Genomic DNA, 16,057 nt, shown 5'->3' with positions numbered 1-16,057 from the left:
GGATTAAATAGTCAGAAACCAGTCCATCGGAACCTCGTGAAAGCCATCACAATCAGCCCCCAAATCATGACGGTTTCGGGTGGGAACCCACTTAAAACCGTGCGGCATAGGTCCCACAAAAGGAGTTCGTACCTCTGGATCGTAATTTTGCTGAGTAGTATCGCCCTGCCCGCCCGGTCTCAAACCTGGAAAGCCGGTGTGGCTACCGTGCGCATTACGCCCGGCGAGTCCCTGTGGCTGGCCGGATACGCTTCCCGCACCCACGCGTCTGACGGCAAGTTACACGATTTGTGGGCCAAGGCGCTGGCGCTGGAAGACGGAACCGGTCAAAAAGCCGTGCTGGTTACCTCCGATATTCTCGGTTTTCCCAAAGCGATGTCCGACCGGATTCGCAGCCGCCTGAACAGCCAGTTGGGGTTGTCAAAAGCCCAGATTATGCTGAACAGTTCGCACACCCACTCGGGTCCCGTGCTGGCGTATGCGCTTCAGGATATTTACCCGCTCGATGCCGGGGAGCAGGCTAAAATTGATCGGTACGCACGCTGGTTGGAAGACCAGATCGTTGCCCTGGTTGGGGCGGCTTTCCGGCAACGGGAACCCGTTACGCTGTCTGCCCAAAATGGCGTGACGCGCTTTCAGGTCAACCGGCGCAACAACCAGGAAGCTACGCTGCGGCAACAAACCGAATTGCGCGGCCCCAATGACTACGCCGTGCCGGTTATCAAAGTGGTTACGGCAACGGGCAAACTGAAAGCGATTGCGTTTGGCTATGCCTGTCATCCCACCGTACTGGACCTCTACCAATGGTCGGGCGACTACGCCGGTTTTGCCCAGCTGGAACTCGAAAAAGAGCATCCCGGCGTTACGGCCCTGTTTTTTCAGGGGGCCGCCGGCGATCAGAATCCGTTGCCCCGCCGGACCGTTTCCCTCGCCCGCCAGTACGGCCGCGAGCTGGCGGCCGCGGTCGACCGGGTGCTCGACGAACCCATGCGAACGTTGCCCGCACAACTCCGCACGGCCTATTCGGAGATAGACTTACCCCTTTCGGCTCCGCCCACCGAGGCCGAACTGACGAAAATTGAAAGCGAAAACGAGGGGTATCTCAAGCGTTGGGCCACCCGAATGCGGGCCGACCAGAAGCAGGGCAAGCCGTTTATGACCCACTATCCGTATCCAATGCAGGTTTGGCAACTCGGTAATCAGCCGATCTTCAGTTTCGGTGGCGAACTGGTTATTCAGTATGCCATCGACTGCAAAAAACGCTTCGGCCCCGACATTTTTGTGGTGGGCTACGCCAACGATGTAATGGGCTATATTCCTTCCGCCACCATTTTGCAGGAAGGCGGTTACGAAGGGGCTTCGTCGCAAATGGTGTATGGCCTGCCAAGCCGTTGGGCACCGTCGGTGCCCGGATTGATCGATCAGGAAATCAACCGTTTAGCCGAACAGGCCGGGGTTCCCAGGCAAAATTAAAAGACCACTAACCGTAATTTATCTTTGCTATGCTGTTGATTCACAGGCGGTTTTCTGCTATTGGTATCGTGCTGCTGACGGGTTTGGGCCTGTCTTGTTCGCACTACAAGGATTCGCTGACGCCCGAAGAAGCCCTTAAAAGTTTTACCCTGAGCGACGACCGGCTGAAAGTAAGCGTCTTTGCCGCCGAACCGCAGGTGCTGGACCCCGTCGACCTGGTTTTCGACGAAGACGGCCACGTTTTTGTGGTCGAAATGCCGGACTACCCCAGCCGGGTCGACTCTACCAAACCGAACGGCTCGATTCGAATGCTGACCGATACCGACGGCGATGGCCGTATGGATTCTTCGACCGTTTTTGCCGATCACCTGACCGAAGCCACCAGCGTTCTGCCCTGGCAGGGCGGTTTGCTGGTGGCGGCCGCGCCCACTATTCTGTTTCTGAAAGATACGACGGGCGACCACCGCGCCGATGTCAAAGAAGTGTTGTTTACGGGATTTTTTGCGGACAATTCGGAGGCTCAAATCACCAACCTGCGCTTTAGCGTCGACAACTGGATTTACGCATCCAATACCGGTCAGGCCGGTGAAATTCGGTTTACCCGCCAGCCGGATGCCCCGGCAGTTTCGGTAAAAGGGGGCGATTTCCGGTTTCGGCTGGATCGCGGGCAGTTTGAAATCGAATCGAGTTCGGGGCAATTCGGGCTGGCAATCGATGACTGGGGAAACCGGTTTTTCACCGAAAACAGCCTCCACATTCAGCAGGCACCGATTCCGGCGCGGTACCTGAAGCGGCACGCCTTTCTGCCCGCCGTGGAGCCAACGGTCAACATCTCCGATCATGACCCGATCATGTTTCAACAGACCCCCGCGCCGTATTGGCGCGAGGAACGCACGAAGCGCCGGAATCAGCAATTTCAGGAGTCCGGACTGGATCGCCACGAATATGCCGACGACCATTTTACGGGGGCCTCGGGCGGCACATTTTACGGCGGGGATGCGTTGCCCAAAGACTATTACGGGTCCGTTTTCACCGGCGATGTGGCGGGTAACCTGGTTCACCGCGATGTACTGACCACTTCGCCCGTCAGTGCCACGTTTGTCGCCAGTCGGGCCGCTTCTGAAAAAGAACACGAGTTTCTGGCGTCGTCGGACCCCTGGTTTCGTCCCGCCAATTTCACCGTTGGCCCCGATGGGTGGCTGTACCTGATCGATATGTACCGGCAGCACATCGAAACGCCGACCGCCATTCCGGAAGACCTCAAGGAGGAAATGGACTTTTTCAATGGCTCCAAACTGGGGCGGATTTACCGGATTGGGCCGAAAGAAACCGGCCATCGGGCTGTTCAGCCGCGGTTACGGAGCAAATCCAGCGCCGATTTACTACCGCTTCTGGCGCATCCCAATCAGTGGTGGCGGCTTCAGGCGCACCGGCTTTTACTCGAAAGAAAGGATAAATCGGTCGTTCCCGCCCTGCGGACGATGTTGGCGCAACATACCAGTCCACGCGCCCGCTTACACACCCTTTTTGTACTGGAAGGGCTTGACGTTCTGGATGTTGAGCTGGTAAAACAAGCCATGCAGGATTCGCAACCGGAGATTCGGGCCTATGGCGTCATGCTCGCCGAGCGGTTCCCGGTTTGCCTGCCCCAGATTATCGAAAAAGCAAACGATGCCTCGGTTCGGGTGGCTTTTCAATCCTGTTTGAGCCTGGGGCAATTTCCGGCCCGGCAGGCGGCACCGGCTTTGGCGGCTTTGGTGGAAAAACACGTTTCGGACCCCTGGTTTTGCACCGGAATTTTGAGTTCGGAAGCCGGGTCGTCGCTGGATTTGCTGACCCAGTTGCAAAAGGGCGATTTTTTTCAAAACGTCACGCCGGAAAAAAGCCGGTTTCTGGAGCAATTCGCCCACGTTGTTGGGGCCCGCAACCGCCCGGGCGAAGTGGCCCAGGTAATCCGGCTGCTCGAAAAATATCCCAACTGGCGGAGTCCGGCCCTGACCAGCGCCCTACAGGGACCAAAGCCATCATGACCACCCAAGATTATGCGTGACTCGTATTCAAGACGAAAATTTATTGAGCAGATTTTTGCCATCGGACCGGCCACTCTGGGGGCTGGCCTTTTAATCAGCAGTTGTCAATCCGAAACCTCATCGAAGCAGGAAGAGCCAAAATCAGGCACGGATCCGTGTAAAGATTTCTCCGGCGTCAGCGAAAATGATCTCAATACGCGGAAAAAGCTGGGCTACGTCGACAAATCGCCCCAACCGGAGTCGAAGTGTGGCAATTGCAACCTGTTTCTCCCGCCCAAAGTAGCCCGGGCCTGCGGGGGGTGTTTGCTGTTCAAGGGGCCGGTTTTGACCTCGGGATATTGCACCTACTGGGCTCCGATCAGTAAATAACCTGAGCCCTAAAGCCCCAATGCTTTTAAAAAACCGTCCCGGTAATTACTGCCGATCGGTATTTCGATTTTGCCGATACAGACCCGGTTGCCTTCGATGTGCGTTATCTTCGATTTGTTGATAATAAAGGAGCGATGGACCCGAAGAAAGAACGGTTTAGGGAGCAGTTCTTCAAAACCTGAAAATGTCATACCGGGAAGAATAGTGCTTTGGGAAGTAACAATTTTGGTATAATTACCATTGGCTTCGGCATATAGTAATTCGTTATAAAGAATTTTATAAATCTTGCCGTCGGTTTTTATAAAAATAGAATCATCTGGTTTTAAATCCGCACTTTCGCTGACTAAAACCGGTTTATTTTGTAACCGTTCCACGGCCTTATCGACGGCAAGAATGAAGCGTTCCAGTGAGAACGGTTTTACTAAATAATCAATGGCCGATAAATCGAAGGCATCCAGCGCGTATTCTTTGTAAGCGGTTGTGAAGATAACCTGTGGCTGGTTTTTGAGTGTTTTCAAAAATGATATGCCGTTTAAAACCGGCATATTGATGTCCAGGAAGAGAATATCGATGGCGTATTTTTGAAGTGCCGCCTTCGCTTCTAGGGCGTTTCCGCAGGAGGCTACTACGTTTAAATGCGGGAAATGACCACAATAGGTTTGGATAATTTCCCGGGCAATGGGTTCATCATCGACGATGAGACAATGGATTGGATTCATTTTGCTTTCAGCTGCAACAGTACTGTATAATAACCGTCTTCGTCCTGCACCGTTAACTCATACGCATTCGGATACAGAAGTTCAAGTCTTTTCTTCACGTTGGCCAGGCCCAAACCGCTACTTTTTTCAATAGCGGTATCCGTATGGGCCGGAGTTCCGTGCGAATTCTTTATAGAAAACAGAATCGAATTTCCCCAGGTTTTTAATTTGATATCAATCGAAATGGCAGGATCGATGGTGTTTTTGGAATGCTTGAACGCATTTTCGATGAAGACGATCAGCAGCATCGGGGCGATTTTGATGTCGCTATGGCTTAAATCTTCCAGTGCGGTGGTCAACGTCAGGCGGTCTCCAATCCGTATTTTCTCGAAATCAATGTAGTTATCAAGGTACGTCAACTCGTCTTTCAGGGGTACGAATAATTCTTTGGCGTCATAGACCGAATACCGCAATAAATCGGAAAGTTTTAACAGGAGAGTTGGTATTTTTTCATGCTGGGTAATCGAGATACCGTACATATTATTGAGCGTGTTAAACAGGAAATGCGGACTTAACTGCGACTGGAGCAAGTGTAGTTCGCTCTGGCTTTGTGCGGCCACCGACTTCGCTTCCTGCAACTGGTTTTTAACCGTCATTCGGCCTAGTTTAATCAACATCCCTATAGTGATGCTCAGAATAAATAAGGGTAAATAAAACAACAGTAAATTGAGAAAAGCCCGGTTCGGGCTAAGCGGAAAATCGGCGTGAAAGAAAATCCAGCAAAGGCATAAAATACTGAGGAATGATAAGCTAATAAAAAGGGTGGACGGTATTTTTTTTGATGTCCACATCATCGACAAATACCGGCCAGTATAGATGCCTCCTAAAAAGAAAATGGTTGCGGCTAAAGCCGCTTCTTCATCATCCCTTGTAACGACTGATTGCGTATATAAATTACTCGCCAGATAGATCGGAATGGCGGCAAGGATGACAAAAACAAGGTGTTTTTGAAGTTCCGTAAGTCCTGCAAAGTTCGTATTCTCTCCGTTTTTCATGCTGGATGCAAGCGCATAGGCTGGTTTGAATCCCAAAACTGCCTATTTCTCTTCACTTCACTAAACGTACCGGACGAATTCCCGAAAACCGCTGATGGAAACCCGGCAGGGGTGTACCAACTGCTTTGTCCACCCAAAATCGGGTTCTGTCATCCCTTTCGTTGGGTACGACCTGAATTCTTGTCAGAGAGTCTCACCCCCCCAATATTTGCTGCGATCCCATTGAAAAGGCGCTTACAACCCATAAACGTATGAAATCGATTTTTCCTCTTCTCCTGCTTCTCGTCATTACTTTTCCGTCGTCGGCCCAGGTCGTCAACCGGACCATCAGCGGAGTGGTTAAAGATAGTCAAAATGAACCCGTGCCCGGTGCGACCGTTCGTTTATTTCGGTCCATTGATTCGACCCAGGTGCTGGGGGAAATCACCAGTCAAAACGGCAAATTTGAATTGAATGGCCTGACAATCAACCCCTATTTTCTGCGCATTTCGAGCGTGGGTAGCAACGACTACCAAAGTGGCACCCTGACGATCGATGATCAACATTCCCGTATTGTGTTGCCGGTTATTATCCTCAGTCCCTCAAAAACAGTGCTTAAAGAGGTAGTTGTGGTAGCCAAACGACCCTTGATCGAGCAGGATATCGACAAAACCACCGTGAATGTGGACGCCATGATGAGTGCCGCCAGCAGCAATACGCTGGAAGTGCTGGAAAAAACACCCGGTGTTACGGTCGATCTGAACGGTGAAATTAGCCTCAACGGCAAAGCCGGGGTGCTGGTTTTGATCGATGGGCGGCCCACGTATATGTCCGGGCCGGATCTGGCATCGTACCTGAAATCGTTGCCCGGCGGTTCACTGGATAAACTGGAGCTGATGACCAATCCACCCGCCAAGTACGATGCGGCCGGAACTTCAGTAATTAATATTCGCCTGAAAAGAAACCGGGTGAAAGGCTTTACCGGGGATATTTCCGCGGGTTACAGTCTGGGCGCTGTGGGACGAACTAATGACGTTATCAACGCAAATTACACTACTAAAAAGCTAAACTTTTTTGGTAATCTGGGCTATAATCAGGATGCTACCTATTCGGATGATTCGTATAACCGGACCTTTTATGAAGAGAATGGACTCGTGAATTCTTCCGTCGCCTTGCAGAATCACTACAAGTATACGGTGCAGGGGGTCATGACCCGGTTGGGGATGGATTATGCAGTTTCGCCAAAGACAACATACGGTTTTACTATTAATTTTCAGAACCGGCCAAGACGGGATAGGCTGGCGTATATCAGTAAAAATTTTAACGCGGGTTCGGTGCTGGATTCAGTGGGTACTGGATCGACGGTTGGTGAGTATCGTTGGAAGAACATCGGCGGGAATTTTAACTATCAACACAAATTTAACACGGACGGAAGAGAGCTGGTCGCTGATTTAAATTACATCTCCTATCGATCCCACGGTAACCAGACGCTGCATAATTTTATGAATTTACCCGACGGAACGCTCACTACTCGGGACGATTTTTTGTATGATCTACCTTCTGATATTACGATTTACACGGCTAAAACGGATTATGTCCACCCGCTAAAAAAGAAGGCGATTCTGGAAGCCGGTTTTAAATCTAGTCTGGTAAATACCGATAATGATTCGCACTATTATTCGGTGCAGGGACCTGAGACCGTGCCGGATTATGGGAAGTCCAACCACTTTATCTACCGGGAGAACATCAATGCGGCTTATGTCAACAGCCGGAAAGAAGGGAAGCGATGGGCGGCACAACTCGGTTTTCGGCTGGAAAACACGATGACCAACGGCCATCAGCTGGGGAATGCGGAAGTGAAAGCAACCACGTTCACTAAAAACTATACGCGTTTATTTCCAACGGCTTTTTTGCGGTATAAAATAGACAGCAGTGGCCATAATTCGCTGACAATTAGCCTGGCCGAGCGGATAAATCGCCCTAACTACCAGCAATTAAACCCGTTTTTATTTTACCGGGATAATTACTCGTATACGACCGGAAATCCACTTCTCAGGCCACAGTACCATTTTCAGTATGAAGTGAAATACCAGCACAAAAACGATTTTGGTATGGCATTGCAGTACAACCGGTTTTCCGATGTGATTTTTCAAATGACGGAAGCGATCGATGCCATCTTTATTACCAGTCCTACGAATGTTGCCAAAGGACGTATTGTATCACTTGCTACCAATTTATCGTTGTCTCCCGCTAACTGGTGGCGGTTTACAACCAATGTAACCTTTGCGAATATGGCTCTCAGGGGGGTGGCGTATTCTGAAAAACTAACGCCAACTATCAACAATGCGCGGGTAACTATCCAGAATCAAATTACCTTTTCTAAAAGCTGGACTGGGGAGTTATCGGGGTATTATTCATCAAAAAATCTGGCCGGACAAACGATAACGAACTCGCTTTATCGCTTCAATGCCGCAGTACAAAAGAAAATTTTAAACAGCAAGGGAAGTGTTCGGTTCATGCTGGAAGATCTATTTCATTCCTGGAAACCAACCGACCGAACCGTTAGTCTGAAACAGGCCGCTGCGTTTCATACCAATCGATCCGATACGCGCCGGATTGGAATTGCATTCTCGTATCGGTTTGGGCAAGAAACGTTTGCCCGTAAACGCCGACACTCGGACAATGCCGCCGATTCGGAAAAGGGGCGGGTTGACTGAAGGAGTTGGTAAATCGCAGTTCAACACCGGCATAGTTTATGATAGGGCCTATTTCAAACCGGACATTTCTTCGGAGGACCCAAATCGACCACGATGACGTTTATGTACCTTGAGCAATCGCTGGATGTCTCAAAAGAACACGAATTGCTTTTCAAAAAGAAAGACTTCCCTTTTGGGGTGAAGCTCGAAATTCTCTACAACCACCGCTACCCGGATGATCCGCGAATTGGCAATACGAGCGGGGAGATTTACCATAATCTAACCCGGTTTCATTACCGGTATAATGCCGAAAAGGCATCGTTTAAGCCGGAAAGGGAGGTGTATTACCTCAAAGGGGCTGTCGGCTATTCGGTACTTGAACTAGCGGATTATGATCCCAAAAAGCACCGGAACGTTCTGAAAGGCATTTCGTCCTTTTCCGGATTTCACTCGGCCCTTCAATCCCGTTTCCACGGCGCGGGCTGCACGGTGAATAATGGATATATGGCGTCAATTGTCATTAAAAGGGCCGAAAAGCGGGAAGACCTGTTCTGGCACGAAATCCGATAACGGGAAGGGGCGAGGGTTGATCCTGTCAGTAAACCAGCGGTTTTGCCGAAAATCATTGATTTCCGGCAAAACCGCTGCCAGAGAAAAAACCGGTCCGGAACCTACTTATGAAGGTCTTCCCGTTGTTCCTTGATGCGTTCGTCGGTCAGGTATTCGTCATACGTCATCAGCTTGTCGAGGTGCGCTTTGGGCGCAATTTCGATGACGCGGTTGGCGATGGTTTCGCCGAACTGGTGGTCATGGGATGTGAACAATACCGGGCCTTTGAAATCGATCAAGCCGTTGTTGAGCGCCGTGATGGATTCGAGGTCGAGGTGGTTGGTGGGTTCGTCGAGCAGGAGCAGGTTGGCGCCCGAAAGCATCACTTTGGACAGCATACAGCGCACTTTTTCGCCCCCGGACAAAACCGTCGATTTTTTCAGTGATTCTTCGCCCGAAAACAACATGCGTCCCAGAAAACCGCGGATGAAGCTCTCGTCTTTTTCGGCGGAAAACTGCCGCAGCCAGTCCACCAGATTGAGGTCATTCTGAAAATATTTGTCGCGGCCCGTATCATTCGGAAAGTACGACGGCGTGATGGTGACACCCCATTTGAACTCCCCCGAATCGGCTTTGCGTTCGCCCGCCAGGATATCGAACAAGGCCGTTACGGCCAGACCGTCTTCACTGAACAGGAAAATCTTGTCGCCTTTGCGCATCGAAAACGACAGGTTGGTGAACAGCCGCGTGCCGTCTTCACTGGTATACGTCAGGTTTTCGACGTTCAGAATCTGGTCGCCGGGTTCGCGCTCCGGTTTGAAATTGATGTAGGGGTATTTTCGCGACGAGGGCGCAATGTCATCGAGCGTCAGTTTTTCCAGCAACTTGGCGCGGCTGGTGGCCTGCTTCGACTTGGACGCGTTGGCCGAAAACCGGCGGATAAATTCCTCCAGTTCCTTGCGTTTGTCTTCCGTCCGCTTGTTCTGATCCTGCCGTTGTTTCAGCGCCAGTTGGCTCGATTCGTACCAGAACGAATAGTTGCCGGTGAAAAGCCGGACTTTGGCAAAATCGATGTCGACGATCTGGGTACAAACCTGATCGAGAAAGTGGCGGTCGTGGGAAACCACAATGACGGTATTCTTGAAATTGGCCAGGTAATTTTCCAGCCAGATGCTCGATTCAATGTCGAGGTTGTTGGTCGGTTCATCCAGCAGCAGAATATCCGGATTGCCAAAAAGGGCTTGTGCCAGCAGCACCCGCACTTTTTCCGAACCGTTCAGATCGGCCATCTGGCTGTAGTGGAGGTCTTCCTTGATGCCCAAACCGCTCAACAGGGAGGCTGCGTCCGACTCGGCATCCCAGCCGTTCATCTCCGCAAATTCACCTTCCAGGTTGGCCGCCCGCTCGCCGTCGGCATCGGTAAAGTCCGTTTTGGCATACAGCGCGTCCTTTTCCTGCATGATGTCGTACAGGCGCTTGTTGCCCATGATGACGGTCTGCAAAACCGGAAACTCGTCATAAGCGAACTGATTCTGGTTCAGCACCGAAAGCCGTTCGCCCGGGGTAATGACGACCGAACCCGTTTGCGGTTCGATATCACCCGATAATATTTTTAAAAACGTTGATTTACCGGCTCCGTTGGCTCCAATGACGCCGTAGCAGTTGCCCGCCGTAAACTTTATATTGACGTCGTCGAACAAAACCCGCTTGCCGTAGCGGAGTGAGACGTTCTGTACTGAAATCATTCGATTGCTTTCTTATTGAAATGAAGGGGCAAAGGTACGGAAATTTGCCTTTTTTCGCCATTTTAAAAACAAAGGAATCTCGAATTGCAGCAAAAACCCTGACAGCGGCCAGCGACCCTGTCAGCGGTTTTTGCTTTTCATAACGAAAGGGTGTGGGTAGATAACTTATTTCTGTCGGCGGTTTAATTCCGTTCCACCTTGCTGCCACCCGTAGCATTCTGATTGACGTTGGCCGGATTGCCCTTGTACCGGATTTTGCTCGCGCCACTAGCCTCAGCCGTCAATGATTTGTTAACCGTGATTTCCGCGTGACTGGCGCCCGATGCCTTTACGTTCACTTCGTTGGCTGCGTAGTCAAAAGCCTCAACGTGCGAACCGCCGGATGCGTCGATACGGAGGTGGTCGATGAAGCCGTTTATGGAATCATCATCGTTTGCAGTGGCCTTTGATTCAGTGAGTTGCAGTTTCGAGCCGCCGGATACAACGGCGTTCGTGCGGGTTGCGATCACCTCCCAGGTTCCGTGCGAACCGCCGGAAAGTTCGATATCCAGATCCGGCAAACTGCTGAAACCGTGCACGTTGGCGTGTACGCCACCCGAGAAGCTGGCCCCTCGCAGGGTTGGCATCGTAATGGTAAAAGCGGTGGAATACTTCCGGTTTTTGTTCGTGCGGTAATCGGCTAAAAGGGTACCGTTGCGCACCACCAGATTCAGATCATCCAGGTTGCGCTGGTCGCCTTTGGCCATGATTTTAAAACCCGGCCCGGCTTCAACGGTGACTTCAAAACCGCTGCCCATTTCCAGCCGGTCGAAACCGGTTATCAAAAAAGCTTTCTCTCCTTCCTGTAACGGCCCGACATCTTCGCGGTTACAACTGGATAAAAAAGGGAATAAGGCCGTTAAGAGGCCTAATAAAATCACAAATCGTTTCATCGGTAGTTGTTGTTTATTTCGCTCCAAAATTGGCGGAAACCGGGTGGTTGTTCAACAATCAGTGGGATCAATAGGGAATTTTGCGGTCTGAATCGTTGTATAGCGGTTCTTAAAACAATTTCCGTTAAGTTGGGCTTGAATAGGAACGCTGATTGAACGGATCAAAACGGATTACTTGATCTGCGTGAATCCGTCCAATCCGTTCAATCAGCGTTCCCATCCAAATTGTCCTGAACCCCATTGCTTATGGTACATCGTTCCTTTTTATCTTTTTTCGTTCTCGTCTTCCATTTCGCGGCTTCCGCCCAATCGCCCTACAAACCGTGGATGATCGGCGAGTTCGTCAAGCAGAATGCCGCCAACCCGGTTTTGGATGCCCGAAAAACGACGACGTTTGCCTGTCCGATTCGGGGCGAAGTCGTTCGATGGGAAGAAAAAGACGTTTTTAATCCGGCGGTGGTGGTTCGGAAAGGCAAAGTTCACCTGATATACCGGGCTGAAGATACCGTGGGCAAACACGCCGGAACGTCGCGGCTGGGGCTGGCGGTGAGCGCCGACGGCATTCATTTCAAACGACGGCCTAAACCGGTTTTCTATCCCGATAACGACGCCATGAAGGTGTACGAGTGGGAGGGTGGCTGCGAAGACCCGCGGATTGTCGAAAGTCCGGCCCGCGTGTATATTATGACGTACACAGCTTACGACGGCGACAAGGCCCGGCTTTGTGTGGCAACCTCCAAAAACCTCGTTACCTGGAAGAAGCAGGGGCTGGCTTTTGACGATTTGAAATACCGCAACGAATGGTCGAAATCCGGTTCAATTGTATGCAAACGCATTGGCAGCCGGCTGGTGGCGCAGCAGATCGATGGAAAATACTGGATGTATTGGGGTGATCAGCCGCAGTTGTATTGCGCTTCGTCGCCCGACCTGATCCACTGGACGCCCGTTGAAACCACCAACGGAAAGCTCTTTGCGGTGGCCGAGCGCCGGAAAGACAAGCACGATTACCGCCTGCTGGAACCCGGCCCACCGGCACTGTTGACGGCCAACGGGATTGTGTTGCTGTATAACGGGATGAACCACGGCAAGGAGGGCGACCGGGATTTGCCCGACGGCACCTATGCTGCGGGGCAGTTGCTGTTCGATGCCAGCGAACCCACCAAACTGATCGACCGTTCGGAGACGTATTTCATGAAACCGGATCAACCTTATGAGATCGTCGGCCAGGTCAACAACGTCTGTTTTATCGAAGGGCTGGTTCCATTCAAAGGGACCTGGTTTTTGTATTACGGTACCGCCGATTCTAAAATTGCCGTAGCGACGGCTCCGGTCGATTAGCCTGACCACCGGAAGGTAGTTGGGTGTGGGTCAATAGCTAGCGGTTTCTGGTTTGGAAAAGGCCTTTTGTTAAGGCGTTGGCAGCCTGCCCGGTTGGGGTTTTAAGAGCCCGGCTACGATACCTGGTCGGCCAAACCCCGATCGGCCTAGCCCCAGAGGGGCTCCCTGTTAATAGCCCGGCAGCCAAACCCGGCCGGTCAAACTCCGGAGGGGTGTCCTGTTAATAGCCCGGCTGCGACATCCGGCTGGCCAAACCCCGGAGGGGTGTCCTGTTAATAGCCCGGCTGCGACATCCGGCCGCCAAACCCCGGAGGGGTTTCCTGTTAATAGCCCGGCTGCGATACACGGCCAGCCAGACCCCGGAGGGGTTCCCTGTTAATAGCCCGAAAGTTAGCTAACGTGTTGAAGCCCCGGAGGGGCGTCCTAATTCCTAAATCATCCATCAGAACGCCCCTCCGGGGCTGGGCTGGCCGGGTATGGCCGCCAGGCTATTAACAGGGAACCCCTCCGGGGTCTGGCTGGCCGTGTATCGCAGCCGGGCTATTAACAGAGAACCCCTCCGGGGTTTGGCGGTCGGGTGTCGTAGCCAAGCTATTAACAGAGAACCCCTCCGGGGTTTGACCAACCGGATGTCGCTGCCAGGCTATTAACAGGGATCCTTCCTCCGGGGTTTGACCGGTCGGGTTTGGCTGCCAGGCTATTAACAGAGAACCTCTCCGGGGTTTGGCCAAACGGCTTTCCTGATTTACTGCAACACAAACAGAACGAACCCGTTGGCTGGCAAGGCAACCGTAAGAACGCCCTGGGAAGCCTGGCAAATCGCTCCGCCGTTGCCTACATTGGCCCCGCCATAGAGTTCGGAGTCGCTGTTGAAAATCTCTTTCCAGCCCCCATCCGGCAGGCGGTAGGCATCACTGTAAAGGGTGTATCGATCAAAGGGCGTATTGTTCAGGCTGGCCACCACCAGCACCTGTTCGTTGCCGAGCCAGCGTTTGAAGGCAATTACCCGGCTGTTGTCGTGCGTGTGCAAAATGTCGATGTTCCGGCTGCGAATCGAATGGAGCCGCTTGCTGACGGCAATCAGATCCTGATAAAACCGGAACAGCCTGGCACCCGCCCCGATTCGTTCGCCCAGCAGATCCTCCCGCAAATCGATGAAGGTATCATACTTGTACCGATGACGCGCCCCGATTTCTTCCCCCATAAAAAACATCGGTGTTCCGGCCGACAGGATCGATAAGCCGACTATGGTTCGGGAACGTCTTTCGGCCCAGAACCGGGTGTCGGGCGTCATTGCGGCATCATTCACGGCCACCACCATCGTCCGCGCCGTGTTCTCGGAAAGCGGGTCGTTGTGATTTCCGGCTTCGTCGTGCGATTCATGAAAAACCACTTTGTTGTACTGACTCTGGTGAAGTGACGTCGCAAATTGACTCATGGCCAGCGGGTCGTTATACCCAAAACCGGCTTTTTTCAACAAGCGGGCTTTTGAATCCTGCCCTTTGGCATCGCCGATCAGGTGGTGGTAGAATTCCGCAAACCAGGTGGCATCGAAGCCCAGTCCTCCACCGGCGGCCGGTTTGGTCACCGCATCCCAACCGGTATGGTCTTCGGCAATCAGCATGACGTTGGGCCGGATCATTTTCAGCGTTCGGCTCCATTCGCGCAGCAACTTCTGGCCAAACTGGTTGGCGTGCCCAACCGACTGCCCGTTGGCGTGCAGGACATTATCCCGGTGAATGGCCTGCGTCAGATCGACCCGTAAGCCGTCGATGTGCATCTCGTCGATCAGAAAAGCCGCACTGCTGATGAACTGCTGCCGAACGACTTCCTCCGAAAACCGGGGTGTCCAGCCGCTGGAGCCGTTGTCCAGATAACCACCGTCGGGGTGCGCGTAATCGGTGGAATGACCTTCGTACCAGTAATAGATATTGTCTTCGGGAAGGGTCGAATCGTACTGCCACTGCGCCCGGTCGGCCGCATAATTATAATGATTGTAGACCACATCCTGAAGAACGGCGATGCCCCGCCGATGGCATTCCCGCACAAAATGCCGGTATTGATCGCGACCTCCGGCGCTGGATTCGATTACAAAATGGTGCGTTCCGCCGTACCCCCAGGCGATGCTGCCGGTAAATTCGGCCATCGGCAGCAGCTCGATGGCATTGATTCCCAGCGCCGTCAGATAGTCCAGCAGGGCCAGGGCATCCGTCAGATCGCCAGGGCGGTTTTGCCCAAATCCCAGGGCACCAATGTGTAACTCATAGATAACCAGGTCATCCACGTGCGTGGGCAGGGGCAGATTGGGCGTAAATTCGTTCGACCAGAATTCGTCGGCCGGAATCAGAACGGGAAACTGGTCAGCGGGTGGCTCAAAATCGCGGCTGATGGTGTCCGGGTCGATGATCAGGCTGCAACTGATGGCACCATCCAGCGTCTCGATGGTGCCGGGCCAGGTCGGGTCTTTTTCCGGATTGATGGCCCCGCAACCAATCTGGCTGCGGGAGAAAATATCGGTCCGGTAGACCGTTTCGCCCTGCGCATTCACCAGTTGATACAGATAGGGCAACCGTTCGTACGACTTAAAATCCGCCAGAATTTCACTTTGCCAAATCCCGTCACCGGCTGATTGGGCCAAAAGAATCGGCGGGCGGGTTGGATCGATCCCGACGCCCGCATTGGTAATATACCCGTTGTCGGGTAATCCGAAAACCACCTGAACCGCCTGGGCATTCGGTGCCCAAACGGAAAACTGGAGACCCGGATCGGCGTCGGGTTCTGAATACACTTTGTTGGCACCCAACCGGCGACTGAAGGTGAGATAATACCGCTCGGTCTGGTTGGGCGAGTCGGCTTCGATCTGAAAAGAGCGAAACCGTTCCACCGAAAGTGCATTCGGTACTTCGGTGGGAATCCCCCACAGGTTTGGCCCATTGGGTCCATCGAGCAATACGCCCCAGTGAAACTTGACATCGGGCGCGGGCGTCTGGAACGGGATCGAAAGTTGAAACGCCGGACAACCGTCGTCGGCCGTAATGGCCTGCATGGGCGTTTCGGTCCATTGTTCCGAAAAATGCCCCGTCTCATCCCAGCTTCCGCGCAGCCGGGCGTTCGAAAATAACGGACTTTTAATACCGGTCAGGTAGAGGAAGGTAACGGTTTGGGTGGCCATACGAGTCAGGGTGTATCCTGA

The 16,057-nt window shown here is 52.5% G+C and carries 11 protein-coding genes; 6 read left to right on the top strand and 5 right to left on the bottom strand.

Annotation, left to right across the window (positions count from 1 at the left end):
- Positions 1 to 36: 36 nt before the first annotated feature.
- From EHT87_RS07150 to EHT87_RS07140, 3 genes are read left to right on the top strand one after another with little or no spacing between them, the layout of a single operon-like run.
- On the top strand, positions 37 to 1,473 hold the full coding sequence (locus tag EHT87_RS07150; RefSeq protein ID WP_229320880.1) for a neutral/alkaline non-lysosomal ceramidase N-terminal domain-containing protein: 1,437 nt from the start codon (positions 37 to 39) through the stop codon (positions 1,471 to 1,473).
- Positions 1,474 to 1,502: 29 nt separating this feature from the next.
- On the top strand, positions 1,503 to 3,503 hold the full coding sequence (locus EHT87_RS07145) for a PVC-type heme-binding CxxCH protein (protein WP_124905239.1): 2,001 nt from the start codon (positions 1,503 to 1,505) through the stop codon (positions 3,501 to 3,503).
- 12 nt (positions 3,504 to 3,515) lie between these two features.
- Positions 3,516 to 3,872: a high-potential iron-sulfur protein gene (locus tag EHT87_RS07140; protein WP_124905237.1), complete on the top strand. Its 357-nt coding sequence runs from the start codon at positions 3,516 to 3,518 to the stop codon at positions 3,870 to 3,872.
- An 8-nt stretch (positions 3,873 to 3,880) separates the two neighbouring features.
- Here the strand turns inward: EHT87_RS07140 and EHT87_RS07135 are convergent, their stop codons facing one another.
- A complete protein-coding gene (locus EHT87_RS07135) occupies positions 3,881 to 4,591 on the bottom strand; it encodes a LytR/AlgR family response regulator transcription factor (RefSeq protein WP_124905235.1) in 711 nt (236 codons plus the stop codon).
- A complete protein-coding gene (locus tag EHT87_RS07130; RefSeq protein ID WP_124905233.1) occupies positions 4,588 to 5,625 on the bottom strand; it encodes a sensor histidine kinase in 1,038 nt (345 codons plus the stop codon). The genes EHT87_RS07135 and EHT87_RS07130 overlap by 4 nt, the downstream gene beginning before the upstream one ends.
- Before the next feature lie 251 nt (positions 5,626 to 5,876).
- On the opposite strand from EHT87_RS07130, the gene EHT87_RS07125 reads away from it, so the two are divergent.
- Positions 5,877 to 8,321 (top strand): TonB-dependent receptor, encoded by a 2,445-nt coding sequence (locus tag EHT87_RS07125; RefSeq protein ID WP_124905231.1) that lies wholly within the window; start codon positions 5,877 to 5,879, stop codon positions 8,319 to 8,321.
- A gap of 102 nt (positions 8,322 to 8,423) precedes the next feature.
- On the top strand, positions 8,424 to 8,870 hold the full coding sequence (locus EHT87_RS07120; RefSeq protein WP_148096026.1) for a hypothetical protein: 447 nt from the start codon (positions 8,424 to 8,426) through the stop codon (positions 8,868 to 8,870).
- 101 nt (positions 8,871 to 8,971) lie between these two features.
- On the opposite strand, the gene EHT87_RS07115 is transcribed toward EHT87_RS07120, so the two are convergent.
- Positions 8,972 to 10,594 carry an ABC-F family ATP-binding cassette domain-containing protein gene (locus EHT87_RS07115; RefSeq protein ID WP_124905227.1) on the bottom strand — a complete coding sequence of 541 codons (1,623 nt, stop codon included), beginning with the start codon at positions 10,592 to 10,594 and terminating at the stop codon, positions 8,972 to 8,974.
- Between the two features lie 182 nt (positions 10,595 to 10,776).
- Positions 10,777 to 11,526 (bottom strand): head GIN domain-containing protein, encoded by a 750-nt coding sequence (locus EHT87_RS07110; RefSeq protein ID WP_124905225.1) that lies wholly within the window; start codon positions 11,524 to 11,526, stop codon positions 10,777 to 10,779.
- A gap of 246 nt (positions 11,527 to 11,772) precedes the next feature.
- Between EHT87_RS07110 and EHT87_RS07105 the strand changes: the two genes are divergently transcribed.
- A complete protein-coding gene (locus tag EHT87_RS07105; RefSeq protein ID WP_124905223.1) occupies positions 11,773 to 12,864 on the top strand; it encodes a glycoside hydrolase family 130 protein in 1,092 nt (363 codons plus the stop codon).
- A gap of 745 nt (positions 12,865 to 13,609) precedes the next feature.
- Here the strand turns inward: EHT87_RS07105 and EHT87_RS07100 are convergent.
- Positions 13,610 to 16,036 (bottom strand): alpha-amylase family glycosyl hydrolase, encoded by a 2,427-nt coding sequence (locus EHT87_RS07100; RefSeq protein ID WP_124905222.1) that lies wholly within the window; start codon positions 16,034 to 16,036, stop codon positions 13,610 to 13,612.
- Positions 16,037 to 16,057 lie beyond the last annotated feature (21 nt).

The sequence above is a fragment of the Larkinella knui genome (assembly GCF_003858645.1).
Classification (GTDB): domain Bacteria; phylum Bacteroidota; class Bacteroidia; order Cytophagales; family Spirosomataceae; genus Larkinella; species Larkinella knui.
This window is presented reverse-complemented; position numbering and strand designations above follow the sequence as displayed.

Coding starts and splice junctions, on each gene's coding strand:
- EHT87_RS07140 (WP_124905237.1), top strand. CDS start 3,516: ATGCGTGACTCGTATTCAAGACGAAAATTTATTGAGCAGATTTTTGCC.
- EHT87_RS07115 (WP_124905227.1), bottom strand. CDS start 10,594: ATGATTTCAGTACAGAACGTCTCACTCCGCTACGGCAAGCGGGTTTTG.
- EHT87_RS07145 (WP_124905239.1), top strand. CDS start 1,503: ATGCTGTTGATTCACAGGCGGTTTTCTGCTATTGGTATCGTGCTGCTG.
- EHT87_RS07105 (WP_124905223.1), top strand. CDS start 11,773: ATGGTACATCGTTCCTTTTTATCTTTTTTCGTTCTCGTCTTCCATTTC.
- EHT87_RS07120 (WP_148096026.1), top strand. CDS start 8,424: ATGTACCTTGAGCAATCGCTGGATGTCTCAAAAGAACACGAATTGCTT.
- EHT87_RS07110 (WP_124905225.1), bottom strand. CDS start 11,526: ATGAAACGATTTGTGATTTTATTAGGCCTCTTAACGGCCTTATTCCCT.
- EHT87_RS07135 (WP_124905235.1), bottom strand. CDS start 4,591: ATGAATCCAATCCATTGTCTCATCGTCGATGATGAACCCATTGCCCGG.
- EHT87_RS07125 (WP_124905231.1), top strand. CDS start 5,877: ATGAAATCGATTTTTCCTCTTCTCCTGCTTCTCGTCATTACTTTTCCG.
- EHT87_RS07130 (WP_124905233.1), bottom strand. CDS start 5,625: ATGAAAAACGGAGAGAATACGAACTTTGCAGGACTTACGGAACTTCAA.
- EHT87_RS07100 (WP_124905222.1), bottom strand. CDS start 16,036: ATGGCCACCCAAACCGTTACCTTCCTCTACCTGACCGGTATTAAAAGT.